The following is a 15145-nucleotide window of genomic DNA, read 5'->3' as shown; positions in this document are numbered from 1 at the left end:
ATTGGATTATTACATTACCATCCGGGATTTTGTCCAAATTCTGGATACATATTGACATCGTCAACTTTTAAAGGTAACCAGTAATGTTTATTGCTGAACTTACGTTCCACTAACACACGTTCCCGCAAGTTAAGAATCCGGTTTTGTGAAGGATCATCGATGTTGTTTTCTCCACCCCGGTCAAACTCTACCGCCGTTTTAATGGTATACGGCTGCTCCGTTATCAGTAACCATCTTCTCAGATCGTTGAAACGATGGCCTTCAAAAGCCAGCTCTACGGCACGCTCGCGGCGCAACTCACCCAGAAAAGCTTCCGTCGATCCCAAGAACTTGTTATTGACGTTGTCAACACCGGCACGTTCGCGAATGATGTTAACCGCGTCAACGGCTGTTTTACTGTAGTTTGGTGCTTTACCCGATATGCTATTATACCCCATCAATGCCGCTTCGGCATACATCAGGTAAACATCTGCGAGACGCATGTAAGGTACGTATATGTGAAGATTAGTTCCCCAGTCGTAATCACGGTCATATTTATTGGCTGTCAACGGAATAAACTTACGTAATACATATCCCGTTTGGCTACCATTCTGTATATTCCGGTAAGTACCGTCGGTATAAAGTTGCGCATAACGACGCAGGTCCTTGTCCATGTCGGTCTCTGTAATGGTTCCGTTCACTACTTTGACGCCATCAAAAAGAATATCGTTGTAAAAACGAGGGTCACGGTCTTTCCAAGGATATTGCGGATCGTATCCGGACTCAGGGTCAGCCTTGGTCATATCATCAATAGGTAAGCCATTTTTCATACCGTAATAGTTGACATAATTGGCTGTTGGTAAAAATTTCAAAGCATCGCCATCCGATACCAAACTTGGGATGTATTGTTTGCTCGTGCCATAATGTGTGTCATTTGCAGCTTTATAAGGCCCGCGAAAAATAGCTTCCGTACTACCCGGTAATGCCCAGTTTTCTTTCATAGTATAAAAATTAAGGTAGTATTTGTCGAATGGTACTAGGGCGTAATTAGCTTGTCCATTTTCTATTAAAGAAAGCATTTCGCCAAAAGCTTCGGCAGCTTTTTGGCAGTACTCGGCGTTATAGGTACGGCTACCCGCAACGCTGTAGTTCATCAGCGGGCTTCCTGCCCATAGGTAATTTTTCCCTAGGTAAGCCAATGCCATAATCTTGTTGATGCGTAGACCGTTCTTGCCTAAGGTACGTTTTCCAGGATTGGTTTCGTCCCAATTGATGGGCAATAAATTTGCCGCTTCTTTGAAATCTGCTGCGGCTAAATCTGCACACTCGTGATAGGATAATCTTGGCAAGGTAAGTGGTTCATCGCTCGGTAATACATGATCAATGTAAGGTAGTCCACCAAAATATTCCATCAACCGGTGATGAAACCATCCCCGGAAGAAAAGCAATTGTCCTTTAATCAGATTTCTTTCTTCCTGCGTCGCCTCAGTCATTAAGTCCATGTTTTCTAAACCGATGCTTACCTTTCGAAGGCCATACCAAGCGGCATTCCATAGATCTTTGTTGGTTCTGTTATCGTTCATTTCAGTAGTAAAATCGGGTTGCTCCATCCAGCCCGATGCCCATCCATCATGTTGAGATTGCCATCCCCAAAAATTTCCTTGGTCGATTTTGTGTACAAAGTGATAATTTCCGGCAGTAGACGTAATTTCATCTTCTCCCCAGTTAAAGGAGTTCGTATAGTAGTTGTTGCTGAAATTGACGATACAGTGATACAATTCTTCGGTATAGCCTTGGAAGTTATTGAAGTTCTTAAATGCATCCTCCGCAGAGAGAATGGACTGTTCTTCTTTGTCTAAGTACTTTTCGCAGGACGTCATCAGCGAGGAGGAGGCGGAAAGCACGCCACAAGACAGTATAATTTTAATGTATTTTTTCATGCTCATCTCGATTAAAAAGTAATGTTAGCACCTAGGTTAAAACGCTTAACAGTAGGGTATGCTCCCTGTGAGGCCCAGCCTGTACCGGCATAATTGGATTCCCGGTCATCCGGCATCTCGGACCAGAACAGTAAGTTATGGCCGTTTAAAAAGATACGTAAATTTTGTAAGCCCATGCGTTTGATCCAATTCGAATTCTGGTCGAAATTATAGGCGATCTCGGCCGTTTTCAAGCGGACGTATGAACCATCGTACATAAAGCGGTTTCCATTGTTGTAGCTGCTCGCCATAGATAGCCATCTTGGCATGGGTACATCGGCATTTAGGTTGTCTTGCGACCAATAAGTGCCTTCGTGATAAGCCAAATTACGCTGCCGGTCAAAACTTCCGAAGACGACCTGACGTGTGACGTTATTGACCCCATACCACTGCGTCATGAGGCTGAAGTTTCTCCAATCGAAGCCCAGTGTGAGGTTATAGGTGTTTTGCGGCACGGATGGATAGGCAAAAGGAATATTATCCTTGGTATCAATAATACCATCGCCGTTGTAATCTAGGATGTGTAAGTTGCCCGGTATTTTTTGCCCATCGTTGTTGTCATGGATCGTGCTGGCATACAGCTCATCCCAGGTATTATAATAGCCTGCACCGACGTGCGTATAGGTTTGGCTGATCTGTTTGTTGTCCAATTTCTGATATTCCGGAAGCAATGATGGGCTATCACCTTCAATGACTTTATCTTTGGAATGTGTAAAATTCAGGTCACCCCATATGCGCCAGTCGAGGTTCAGTTGCTTGTTAACTTTGAATTCCACTTCATAACCTCTATTGGTTACAATACCTAGGTTAGCAGCGGGTGCAGCCACCCCAAAATATTCCGGGATGGCGCGGCTATCTCCGGGAATCAATACATCGGTACGCCGATCGCGGAAGACATTGACTTGCCCGCTAAGCAAACCGTTAAAAAAGCCGAAATCTACACCATAATTGATTTTTCGAACTTTTTCCCAGTGGGTGTTGGGGTTGCCCAGTACATTTTCTTTAAACCAGGTATAGTTACTTAATTCGGGTTGTTCACCGACCACACCCATCTTGGATTGGCCGCCGTAAGCCCATTGGGTGAGGTACAGCCACCGTCCGTAGACATTATCGTCCCCGATGTCTCCGTAGGATGCTCTTAGTTTTAACATATCTAAAAAGGAGACGTCTTTTAAGAAATTTTCCTCCGATAATAGCCAGCCGATACCTCCAGAATTGAAGAAAGCAAAGCGATACTCCGGTGAGAATTTTTCGGAACCGGTATATGATCCGTTATACTCCAACAGGTATTTACCTTTATAATTATAAGTTGTACGGAATACCCAGTCTTCCCGGAAAAAGGGTTGTTGGCTACCGGTCGCATACTGGTTACGGTTAAACAATCCCATTGCCGTTATATCATGATCTTCGGCTATACGGGTGTTGTAATTCAGCTGAAGTTGGTAGAAGAGGCGACGGTAACTTTGCCAGTTATTTAGCGATCCGGATTGTTGGGCCCAATTGATGCCCTCTGCAAAATCAAATCTACTTCCATCCAGCGCTTGACCGTAAACGGGTAAGCCAGTTTCCGGGTTGATCCATTTGGTTTGTACGCCGTTATATAAGTCGTTCACACCACGACCTGCTTCGACAAAGGTATTGTCTAAAGAAATAGTACCACGTACGCCCAAGCCTTTAACAAACACGGATAAGTCCTGCTCTAAAGAAAAATCGGTGGTAATCCTATTGGTAGTGATGTATTCTATCCCAGATGTAGACAATACTTGTGCAGAATTAATACCTGCCTGTGTATCGGGTTGGTAGAATCCCCATGTGCCGTCTGAATAACGAGGGTATATGAGATCCGGTGCTACGGTATAGGCTGCAATCCAGTACGAATAAGAGTTTCCTCCGCCCCAAGGACTTTTCTTGACGCCGCGGGAGCCGAATAGATTAGTGGAAAATTTCGTGGTCGGCGTTAGCTGGAAGTCTAGATTTGACCGCACGTTTAATCGGTTAAATCCGTATCCGGCATCATATCCGCGGTTATTGTCGTTTTGGCGAAACATATCGCCTTCGTAGAGATAATCAGCACTGGCAAAGTATTTGACGAAGTCAGTACCTCCGGCAATATTCAAATTGCTGTTTTGTGATAAGGCGTAACCTTTGAATAGCTCGTCTGCCCAGTCGGTATTGACATAACGTTCCGCCTCTTCAATATTTGCGGGATAACGATATTTGTTAATGATATCTTGAGGTTGATACGAAATCCAGCTGTTTGGTGATAAGGCTAGTTCATATTCAATAGTACGGTTCCGTAACATCATCGCATCGTAAGAATCCATTTTCCCCGGAAGCTGTGAGACGGTTTTAACAATATTGTTTACTGTTCCGCGAACAGATGCGCGGCCTTCTTTTCCCCGTTTCGTGGTGATGAGGATTACACCATTCGCCCCTCGTACCCCATAAACTGCGGTTGCTGATGCGTCTTTTAATACCGATACCGATTCGATAGAGCCGATATCCACACTGGTCAGCGGACGTTCCACTCCGTCTACCATAATCAAAGGATCTGTATTGTTCCACGTACTGCGACCACGGATAACGATACGCGGATCTTCTTCGCCGGGCATACCGGTACTGGCCGTGGTAACTACTCCGGGAACATTACCTGTTAAAGCAGCCCCCACACTAGCTACACCACCCGCTCGCTCCAATACTTTTCCGGTCGTCTGTGTAATAGCTCCGACAACTGTTTCTTTCTTTTGCGTTCCGTAACCCACGACAATGGTTTCTTCGATATCAATCGCATGGTTAACGAGCGTAATGTTGAATTGTGTTTGGTTTCCCAGCGTGACTTCCTCCCGGTTAAAGCCGATTTTGGAGACAACGAGCTTCGTTGCGCTACTGGAAACCTGCTGTAAAGTGAAAGCGCCGTTTACATCAGTGGACACCGCGAGGTCGCTGCCCATTACTGCAACAGTTGCATTTTCTACGGGGTTTTGGTCGTGGTCTACCACGATACCCCGGATAGTGCGGGTGTTTTGGGCGAAGGCAATCGTCATGGAGCTGATCCACCCGATAAAGAGGATGATCAACGATCGACGGGAGAAGCCATTCAAACGCCGCCAATATCTCCAAGGAGAATTAGTAGATTCTATCATCATAGTTTATTTTAATTGATTATTAATTCTTAATAAAGGCACGCCTAGGTTTATATGGACTGCGTACCACCTTTCACATTATCTTTAATAGATCATTCAGGGACTGTGTTTGTTACGCATATTATTGCTGTTTAAAATGGTTATTTAAATTAGTTAACTTTCGTACGTTTATTGACCGCCGTAGTTAGTTCGGAAAAAAACGGGCAATCAGGTCTACATTTTGTAATGTTAGTAATAAGCCATTGCTCGCTTATTGGTATAAATGTCCGTAAAACATGTTAGGGGTTCAAATTTTCATGTTTCATTCTGATTTCTGTTTGTAACATTAATTTGTAACTATCATGTTTTCAGCTGATTAAAATAATTTTTTAATTATTGTTAACCGTTCTTGCAAAACTTAATCGCAAATCAGTAGGCTTTCTTATTTACCTCTTATATGTTTCAAATCCCTTTCTATTTATTGCATGTGGTGTCCTTTCGTGATAACATTATGTATTTTGTTGTTTTTTCTGCCACGTAAGGTTTCCCTACAAATAAACAAGTTTGTAATTTAGCCATAAGCTAATTAATGAGCGGAGGCAAAATAAACTGAGTTGAATCCGTATCGTAGGTTCCTCCTACGTTCGCTAGAGGTCCAAATAAGTTTTATAACATATATATATCTATAATGATTAATTACATAAACGGTTATGATAAAAAATAACATACATAATTTGGAAGAAATTTCGTCACAGGTGAGACGCGATATCGTCCGGATGGTGCACGCCTGCCAATCCGGACATCCAGGAGGCTCACTGGGTTGTACGGAATATCTAGTTGCTTTGTTTTTTGAAGCGATGAACCGCAACCAAGCATTTCATGTGGACGGGATCGGCGAAGATATATTTTTCTTATCAAATGGACATATTTCGCCGGTGTTTTATAGTGTTCTGGCCCGCACCGGCTATTTTGATCCGACGGAGCTAACTACCTTTCGGCAGATTGACTCGCGTTTGCAAGGGCACCCGACAACACACGAAGGTTTGCCGGGCGTTCGTGTCGCTTCCGGATCATTGGGGCAAGGGTTGTCAGTGGCGATCGGTGCCGCACAAGCAAAAAAGCTCAATGGGGACAATAATTTGGTGTACGTGCTTATGGGCGATGGCGAACTCCAGGAGGGGCAGGTATGGGAAGCGGCGATGTATGCCGCGCATAACAAGATGGACAATATCATTGCTGCAATAGACTATAATGGTGCGCAGATTGACGGCCCTACCGAGCAAATCCTCTCGCTCGGCAATCTTTTTGCAAAATGGGAGGCTTTTGGCTGGGATGTATTGGAAATAAAATACGGAAATGATATGGCTGCTGTGGTTCGCGGGCTGGATGAAGCGAAGTCCTGTAGTGGCAAAAGTAAACCGGTGATGATTTTGGTTCATACGGAAATGGGTCATGGAGTGGATTTTATGATGGGTTCACACAAATGGCACGGTATAGCACCGAACGATGAACAGTTGGCCGCCGCGTTAGCACAAAATGCCGAAACTTTGGGAGACTTTTAATTTGCCTATTATATGAAGAAATATACTTACACAGAATCAAAAGATACGCGCTCGGGGTTCGGAGCCGGTTTGTTGGAAGCAGGTCGACAGAATGAGCAGGTGGTGGCACTGTGTGCCGACCTGATCGGGTCGTTAAAAATGAATGACTTTATCAAAGAGTTTCCTGATCGATTTTTTCAAATCGGGATCGCAGAAGCTAATATGATGGGGATCGCTGCTGGTTTAACCATCGGAGGGAAGATCCCTTTTACGGGTACATTTGCCAACTTTTCTACCGGTCGCGTATACGATCAGATTCGCCAGTCCATCGCGTATTCAAATAAAAATGTGAAGATATGTGCGTCACACGCTGGATTGACGTTGGGAGAAGACGGAGCTACACATCAGATTCTAGAAGATATTGGTTTGATGAAGATGTTACCGGGGATGACAGTGATTAACCCGTGTGATTTTAACCAAACGAAAGCTGCAACTTTGGCGTTGGTCAATCATGAAGGTCCTGCTTATCTGCGATTCGGACGCCCGGTTGTACCTAACTTTACACCTCCCGACCAACGCTTTGAAATTGGTAAGGCTGTGATGTTGAATGAAGGTGCAGATGTAACGATTATTGCCACAGGCCACTTGGTCTGGGAAGCGATTAAGGCGGGGGAGTTATTGGAGCGTTTAGGGATTGATGCCGAGATTATCAATATCCACACGATAAAACCATTGGATGAAAAAGCTGTTTTGAATTCGATTAGGAAAACCGGGTGCGTAGTAACAGCAGAGGAACACAATCGTTTGGGCGGATTGGGCGATAGTGTTGCACAATTACTGGTGAGGGAATTACCTACACCGCAGGAGTACGTAGCGGTTGACGATAGCTTTGGTGAATCGGGCAAGCCCGCTCAGTTGATGGAGAAATATGGGTTGAATGCGGAAGCTATTATTATTGCTGTGCAAAAGGTTTTGGCTCGGAAGAAAATGCTTGGAACGTAAGGTTTCATTTTGAATTTTTTGGCTTGGGAGAATTAGTCCTTGGAAGCATGAAACGGTTGTTGCGACGCATTAAAGCGTAACGCCATAAGGATATATAAACATATTATGAAAAAACTCATTTTAATCTTAGGAGCGGTACTAGTATGGGCTGCTTCGAACGCACAAAATCTAAAAATGGCGCCAGAAGGATTCGATATACAACGGACCGATATTGCCCGAGGCAAAATAGATACGGTTTCGTACGACTCCAAAACCGTCGGCGTTACCCGTAAGGCCGTGGTATATACCCCTCCGGGCTATGATGAATCAAAGAAATACCCGGTGTTGTACCTCCTTCATGGCATAGGCGGAGATGAACTTGAATGGTTTAGACATGGGACGCCGCATATTATTTTAGATAATTTATACGCAGATGGGAAGATAGAGCCTATGATCGTGGTATTACCCAACGGTCGTGCAATGAAAGATGATCGAGCAACCGGCGACATCATGGCGCGGGATAAAGTGCAAGCATTTTCGACCTTTGAGCGTGATCTGCTAGACGACTTGATTCCGTTTGTGGAGCGAAAATACGCGGTGAAAAAGCATCGGGAGCAACGAGCACTGTTTGGTCTCTCTATGGGGGGGGGGCAAGCGCTGAATTTCGGATTGGGAAACATGGATGTTTTTGCTTGGGTGGGTGGTTTCTCTTCGGCACCAAATACCCGGACACCGGAACAGTTATTACCTAATCCGCAGGAAGCGAAAGATAAATTAAAACTCCTTTGGATCTCCTGCGGGGATCAGGACGGCTTGATCCATAATAGTAAACGAACACATGATTACTTAAAAAAACATGACGTTCCACATGTGTTCTATCTGGAACAGGGAGGCCATGATTTCAAGGTGTGGAAAAACGACTTGTATATGGTTGCACAATTGCTTTTCAAGGACGTTGATTACGATGCGTTAAGTGATCTAAGTGTGGTGGGGTTTCCTGCGGAGACGAATGTGAGACGAGCTTCGTATCCGCAAGTTTTACCGAATAGTAAAGTGTTGTTTAAGTTAGATGCTCCGGAAGCGCAACAGGTACAAATCGACTTGGGGAAAAAGTATGATTTGGAAAAAGATGGTCAAGGAATGTGGTCGGTGACGACAGACTCTATTGGAGAGGGATTTCATTATTATTCGCTGTTGATCGATGGGGTCGCTGTGGCAGATCCGGCTAGTAAGACATTTTATGGAATGGGACGTATGGCTAGTGGTATTGAGATTCCTTTTGTGGGTGGAGATTATTATGCTATACGGGATGTGCCGCATGGAGAAGTTCGTATAAAACGTTATTTCTCGCCGGTAACTAGGTCTTGGCGCCAATGTTATGTGTACGTGCCGTCCGGATACGATTCTTCGGGAGAGGATTATCCGGTGTTGTATTTGATGCATGGCGGTGGTGAAGACGAAACAGGATGGGCTAACCAAGGGAAAATGGATCTTATTTTAGATAATTTAATCGCGGATAAAAAAGCGAAACCGATGCTCGTTGTGATGTTAGACGGGAATATGAGTGGGCAGCCATTTTCAGAAACACCGCTCAAACAATTTGACCGGGAATTAAAAGAGGTCGCCATTCCTTTTATTGAGGGGAATTTCCGCGTTAAAAAAGATGCTAATAACCGTGCGCTGGCGGGGCTATCAATGGGAGGTATCCAAACATTATATGCGGGCGTAAAAAGCACGGATCAGTTCGGTTACTTAGGGGTTTTTAGTTCTGGTTGGCATGCCAACCGAAAGGAGTTAACTGATCCGCAATACCGCTATATGGCGGAAAATAAAGATAAAATTAACGAAAATCTAAAACTATTCTGGATCTCCATGGGCGGTAAGGAAGATATTGCACACAATAACTGTCAGATTATGATGGAAAAATTCGATGAAATGGGTGTGAAATACGAGTACAGTGAGTATCCGGGAGGCCATACTTGGCCGGTGTGGCGGATGGACCTTTTTAATTTTGCGCAACGGTTATTTAATTAAGAATATTAGAACCCGAGTGTATGTTTTATTCATTTATCAGGAAAATCACTTTAAAAATTTTATTATTAATCGTTGCTTTCTTTTTCAATGCGACGGTTCTCGCACAAGGGCAATCGAGTTTGAAACTATGGTATGACAAACCGGCCGACGCGAAAATCTGGGAACAGGCATTACCCATAGGCAATGGACACTTGGGAGCGATGGTATACGGAATACCGCAGCGTGAAGAGTTGCAACTTAATGAGGAGACGATCTGGGGAGGTGGGCCTTACCGTAACGACAATGAAAAAGGAGGGGCGGCATTGCCCCAAATCCAACAGTTGATCTTTAACGGAAAGACCGGGGAAGCGGACAAGCTGATTAACGAAACCTTCTTCACAAAGACGCACGGTATGCCATTTCAGACAGCTGGAAGCGTCATCATGCATTTTCCCGGCCATGATGCCTATACCGATTATACGCGTGAATTAGATTTAGAGAAAGCAGTAGCGATCTCTAGGTATACCGTAGATGGTGTCACCTATACCCGCGAAGTATTTTCATCTTTTGCGGACGACGTCATTGCCATGCAACTGACCGCTGGCAAAAAGGGAGCGTTGAATTTCACCGTGGAGTATAGTAATCCTTCCGAGCATCGAATTTTTAAAAACGGTAATCGTTTAGTCTTGGAAGGAAAAGGGACGACGCACGAAGGTATCGATGGCAAAGTGGTATATCAAACGCATACTTCGGTCAAAAATAAAGATGGGAAAGTAGTATTAACCGATAATACATTAAAGGTATCCGACGCAACTTCTGTTGTTGTTTATATTGCGATCGGAACTAATTTTGTTAACTATAAAACGCTGGATGACAATCAGGCGTCTCGCGCTTCTACCAAGCTTGATTTGGCGGAGAAAAAAGGTTTCAAAACGGCACAAAAGGAGCATAGTGCGCTTTATTATAAGCAATTTGGCCGCTTCTCGTTGGACCTAGGAAAGGCGGTCGATTCAGAACGGACCATTACGGAGCGTATAGCAAATTTCAAAACGACACAAGACCCATCTTTAGTAACGCTATTGGCTCAATTTGGTCGCTATTTGTTAATCTGCTCGTCCCAGCCCGGCGGGCAACCGGCTAATCTACAAGGTATCTGGAATAATTCGTTGCATCCGGCATGGGACAGTAAATACACGATTAATATTAATACAGAAATGAACTATTGGCCAGCTGAGGTAACCAATCTTTCGGAAACCCATGAGCCTCTATTTCGGATGATTAAAGAACTGAGCGAAAGTGGCAAAGAGACGGCGAAAAAGCTTTACGGAGCAGATGGATGGGTGGCACACCACAATACGGATATTTGGCGTGTAACAAGTCCTATAGATTTTGCAGCGGCTGGGATGTGGCCCACTGGCGGAACGTGGCTCACACAACATCTCTGGGAACACTATTTATACACGGGCGATAACAATTTTTTGCGTGACGTATATCCGGTTATGAAAGGAGCGGCAGACTTTTTATTGACGACCTTTATCGAACATCCTAAGCATACAGACAAAGGTTGGTTGGTATTGTCTCCATCGGTCTCACCGGAGCATGGCCCGATGTCAGCGGGCGTGACGATGGACAATCAATTGGCTTTTGATATGTTGACGCGTACGGCATTAGCGAATGAAATATTGGGTGAAGACGCTTCGTATAGGACAAAGCTTCAAGCAACGGCTAAGCGTATTCCACCGATGCAGGTAGGCAAACATACGCAATTGCAAGAATGGATAGAAGATAAAGATGATCCGAAAAGCGAGCATCGCCATGTTTCACATTTGTATGGTCTATATCCAAGTAATCAGATTTCACCGTATAGGACGCCCGAACTGTTTGAAGCGGCTCGTAATTCATTGAACTACCGGGGGGACCTTGCAACGGGATGGTCTATCGGATGGAAGGTTAACCTATGGGCGCGCTTGTTGGACGGTAACCATGCATATAAAATCATCAACAATATGTTGACTTTGGCAGATGGTAAAAATAAAGATGGACGAACGTACCCAAACTTATTTACGGCACACCCGCCTTTTCAGATTGATGGTAATTTTGGTTTGACGGCGGGCGTAGCAGAGATGCTGATTCAGAGTCACGATGGCGCGGTACACTTATTACCGGCGATTCCGGATGTATGGTCAACAGGCACCGTGAAAGGTATCAAGGCGCGCGGCGGTTTCGAAATTGATATGGTCTGGGCGAATAAAGACGTACAGAAAGTGGCTGTTTCTTCTGCGATCGGTGGTAACTTAAGATTACGGTCGTATGTGCCATTGAGGGGTAAAGGATTGAAAGAGGCCGTGGGAGAAAATCCAAACAGATTGCTCAATCCGGTGGATAGTTCAAAAGTGATTATAGCAGAGCAGGCTAATTTGAAAGGCAGCAATTTGAAGAAGGTGTATGAGTACGACCTGTCTACAGTAGCAGGCAATAAGTATATATTTGAAAGAGAAAAGCAAAATAAATGATGAATAAACTTTTTAATATGATGAAAATACTTGCATGCACGGGGATACTCTCGTTCGCAAGTGTTTCATATGCGCAACAGGCACAAAACCCCATCATCTTTGCCGACGTGCCAGACATGTCGATGATTCGCGTAGGAGACACTTACTATATGAGCAGTACCACGATGCACATGAATCCGGGACTACCACTCATGAAATCCAAAGATCTGGTCAATTGGGAGTTGATTGGATACGGCCACGAATCGTTGGCGGATATGGACGAGCTAAACTTAAATAATGGCAAAAGTACCTATGGACGGGGTACATGGGCGAGCAGCATCCGACACCACAACGGTACCTACTACGTGAGTACATTTGCTCAAACAACTGGCAAGACCTACGTGTATATGACCAAGGATATCGAAAAAGGTCCCTGGGAGGTCAAAGCGTTCGAACCCATGATGCATGATCATACGCTGTTCTTCGAAGGCGACAAAATTTATATGATATGGGGAGGGGGCAAGTTAAATATTGTCGAACTAAAGCCTGATTTTTCGGGTATTAAACCAGAAACGCAGCGCGTGCTGATCGAAAATGCAACGTTGCCGAGTACCCCAGCTGGTACGAAGGGAGGCTTGCCGGCAGAAGGATCCCAATTGTTTAAAGTGAACGGAAAATACTATCTGTTCAATATATCGTGGCCTCCGGGAGGGATGCGCACAGTGATTGTACATAAAGCGGATAAATTGGAAGGCCCTTATGAAGGGCGTGTAGTGTTACAGGATAAGGGGGTGGCACAGGGTGGTCTTATTGATATGCCTAACGGCGATTGGTATGCGTACTTATTTCAAGATTACGGTGCCGTAGGCCGTATACCATTTATGGTGCCGGTTACCTGGGAAGATGGTTGGCCTGTTTTGGGTATAGACGGTAAAGTTCCCATGGAATTGGACCTTCCAGCTGGTACAGGTCTAATACCGGGCATTGTCGATTCGGACGATTTCAGTCGAAAAGAAGGCGAGCCTGCTTTGCCACTGGTGTGGCAATGGAACCACAATCCGGCAGATCATCTTTGGTCGGTGAGCGAGCGTAAAGGCTATCTACGACTGAAAACAGGTCGCATAGATGAAGACTTCTTACAGGCGAGGAATACCTTAACGCAACGCACAATAGGACCTACCTGTGTAGGAACTACGGCGATAGATGTGTCAAAAATGAAAGACGGTGATTTCGCAGGGCTTTCTCTTCTACAAAAAAACTATGGTTTAGTAGGTGTGCGTATGGAAGGTGATAAAAAGTCACTGGTTATGGTCAATGCGACGACAGGAGATCCTCGAGAGGTGGCTAACATTCCGCTGAGCCAAAAGAAAGTCTATTTAAAAGCAGAATGCGATTTCACCAATAAAAAAGATGTGGCTAGTTTCTTTTATAGCCTTGACGGAAAAAAATGGGAACCTATCGGAACGACATTAAAAATGGCCTATACCATCCCGCATTTTATGGGATATCGTTTCGGATTATTTAATTACGCGACGAAAACCGTAGGCGGATATGTGGATTTTGACCATTTCGAAATTACCCAATAATTATAATGAATAGAACTGCCTGATATGATAATTACAAAGAAATGTTTGAGCTCGCTCCTAGGCGCAACTTTATGCGGAATATACGCGGTGAGTGCACAAAACCCGGTTGTACAAACGAGCTATACTCCCGATCCGGCGCCTATGGTATATAATGATCGCGTCTATATGTATACCGGAGATGATATCCCGGGATATGATTTTTATTACATGACCAAGTGGCGGGTATATTCATCAGGTGATATGGTAAATTGGACGGACCATGGTGTACCTATTTCGTTGGAATCTTTCTCTTGGGCTCGGGATAGGGCGTGGGCAGCACAATGTGTGGAGCGGAATGGGCAATTCTATTGGTACATCTGCGCACAAACGGTAGATAACGATATGGCCATCGGTGTTGCGGTTGCCGATAGCCCCACCGGCCCTTTTAAAGATGCGCTTGGAAAACCGTTAATCACGACAGGGAGCTGGTCGAATATTGATCCGACCGCGTATGTTGATAGCGATGGACAGGCCTACCTATATTGGGGAAATGGACACCTATATTACGTTAAGCTCAATGAAGATATGGTGTCTTATGAAGGGGATATTGTTGAAGTTCCCCAAACTGTTGAGTCTTTTGGAGGGTTACGCAAGCCGGGAAGAAGTGAGGATGTTTTACAAAAGGCGGAGCAGTATAAAGATGTATTTGTGGAGGGGCCGTGGTTTTACAAACGTAACAAAAAATATTATTTGCTTTATGCGGGCATGACCAAAGGTACAGAGTCTTTATCGTATGCTACAAGCGATCATCCTATAGGTCCTTGGAAATACCAAGGGAAGATTATGACAGATCAACCGACAAATAGCTTTACCAACCATGGTGGCGTGATTGATTACAAAGGAAAATCATATCTTTTTTATCATACGGGCCTATTGCCAGAAGGTGGTAGCTACGGGCGTTCGTCGGCCATCGAAGAATTTACCTATAATCATGATGGAACCATTCCGGTGATTACAATTAGCAAAGTTGGCGTACAACCGGTGGGCACGATAAATCCGTTCGAACGGAATGAGGCTGAAACAATCGCTTGGTCAGAGAAATGTACCACTGCTGAAAAGGAGATTGGAAACGTGTATGTTACCGGTATCCGGACTGGCGGATTTATCAAGGTGCGTGCAGTCGATTTTGGTACAGATGAGCCGAAGCATTTTTCTGCAGCGATAGCGGCGGGTCTCGATGGTGGAATTTTAGATGTAAGGCTAGATAGTGTCGCCGGATCGAAAATTGCGTCGATTGAGGTACCCCGTACGGGTGGATGGAATAGTTGGAAGACGTTAAAGAGTGCTATTACTGGAAACGTATCGGGGGTTCATGATGTTTATTTTGTATTTCAAGGAAAGAACATAACGGCTGGCCGGGAGCTTTTTAATTTTGATTATTGGCGTTTTGAAAAATAAAATTTGAGATGGTTT

Annotated in this window: 8 protein-coding genes; 6 read left to right on the top strand and 2 right to left on the bottom strand. The window is 44.6% G+C overall.

Going from position 1 to position 15145, the window contains the following annotated elements; translation table 11 throughout:
- Positions 1-14 precede the first annotated feature (14 nt).
- Both LKO28_RS06950 and LKO28_RS06945 read right to left on the bottom strand, forming a co-directional pair.
- On the bottom strand, positions 15-1919 hold the full coding sequence (locus tag LKO28_RS06950) for a RagB/SusD family nutrient uptake outer membrane protein (protein WP_227693978.1): 1905 nt from the start codon (positions 1917-1919) through the stop codon (positions 15-17).
- Between the two features lie 11 nt (positions 1920-1930).
- Positions 1931-5104: a SusC/RagA family TonB-linked outer membrane protein gene (locus tag LKO28_RS06945; RefSeq protein ID WP_227693977.1), complete on the bottom strand. Its 3174-nt coding sequence runs from the start codon at positions 5102-5104 to the stop codon at positions 1931-1933.
- A 686-nt stretch (positions 5105-5790) separates the two neighbouring features.
- Between LKO28_RS06945 and LKO28_RS06940 the strand changes: the two genes are divergently transcribed.
- From LKO28_RS06940 to LKO28_RS06915, 6 genes are all read left to right on the top strand, one after another.
- The gene (locus LKO28_RS06940; RefSeq protein ID WP_262906030.1) at positions 5791-6642 is read left to right on the top strand and encodes a transketolase; all 852 of its coding nucleotides are present in this window, start codon (positions 5791-5793) and stop codon (positions 6640-6642) included.
- Positions 6643-6654: 12 nt separating this feature from the next.
- A complete protein-coding gene (locus tag LKO28_RS06935) occupies positions 6655-7623 on the top strand; it encodes a transketolase family protein (RefSeq protein ID WP_227693976.1) in 969 nt (322 codons plus the stop codon).
- Between the two features lie 105 nt (positions 7624-7728).
- Complete coding sequence (locus tag LKO28_RS06930) at positions 7729-9636, top strand: alpha/beta hydrolase-fold protein (protein ID WP_227693975.1); 1908 nt, start codon at positions 7729-7731, stop codon at positions 9634-9636.
- Positions 9637-9656: 20 nt separating this feature from the next.
- Positions 9657-12128: a glycosyl hydrolase family 95 catalytic domain-containing protein gene (locus tag LKO28_RS06925; RefSeq protein ID WP_227693974.1), complete on the top strand. Its 2472-nt coding sequence runs from the start codon at positions 9657-9659 to the stop codon at positions 12126-12128.
- A gap of 17 nt (positions 12129-12145) precedes the next feature.
- Positions 12146-13693, top strand: a complete 1548-nt coding sequence (locus tag LKO28_RS06920; protein ID WP_227693973.1) for a glycoside hydrolase 43 family protein — start codon at positions 12146-12148, stop codon at positions 13691-13693.
- Positions 13694-13717: 24 nt separating this feature from the next.
- Positions 13718-15130, top strand: coding sequence for a glycoside hydrolase family 43 protein (locus LKO28_RS06915; RefSeq protein WP_227693972.1), 1413 nt, complete (start codon positions 13718-13720; stop codon positions 15128-15130).
- The last annotated feature ends 15 nt before the right edge of the window (positions 15131-15145 follow it).

The organism is Sphingobacterium sp. FBM7-1, from assembly GCF_020687765.1.
Taxonomy (GTDB): Bacteria; Bacteroidota; Bacteroidia; order Sphingobacteriales; family Sphingobacteriaceae; genus Sphingobacterium.
The sequence above is the reverse complement of the archived record's forward strand: the minus strand, read 5'-3'. Positions and strand labels throughout refer to the sequence as shown.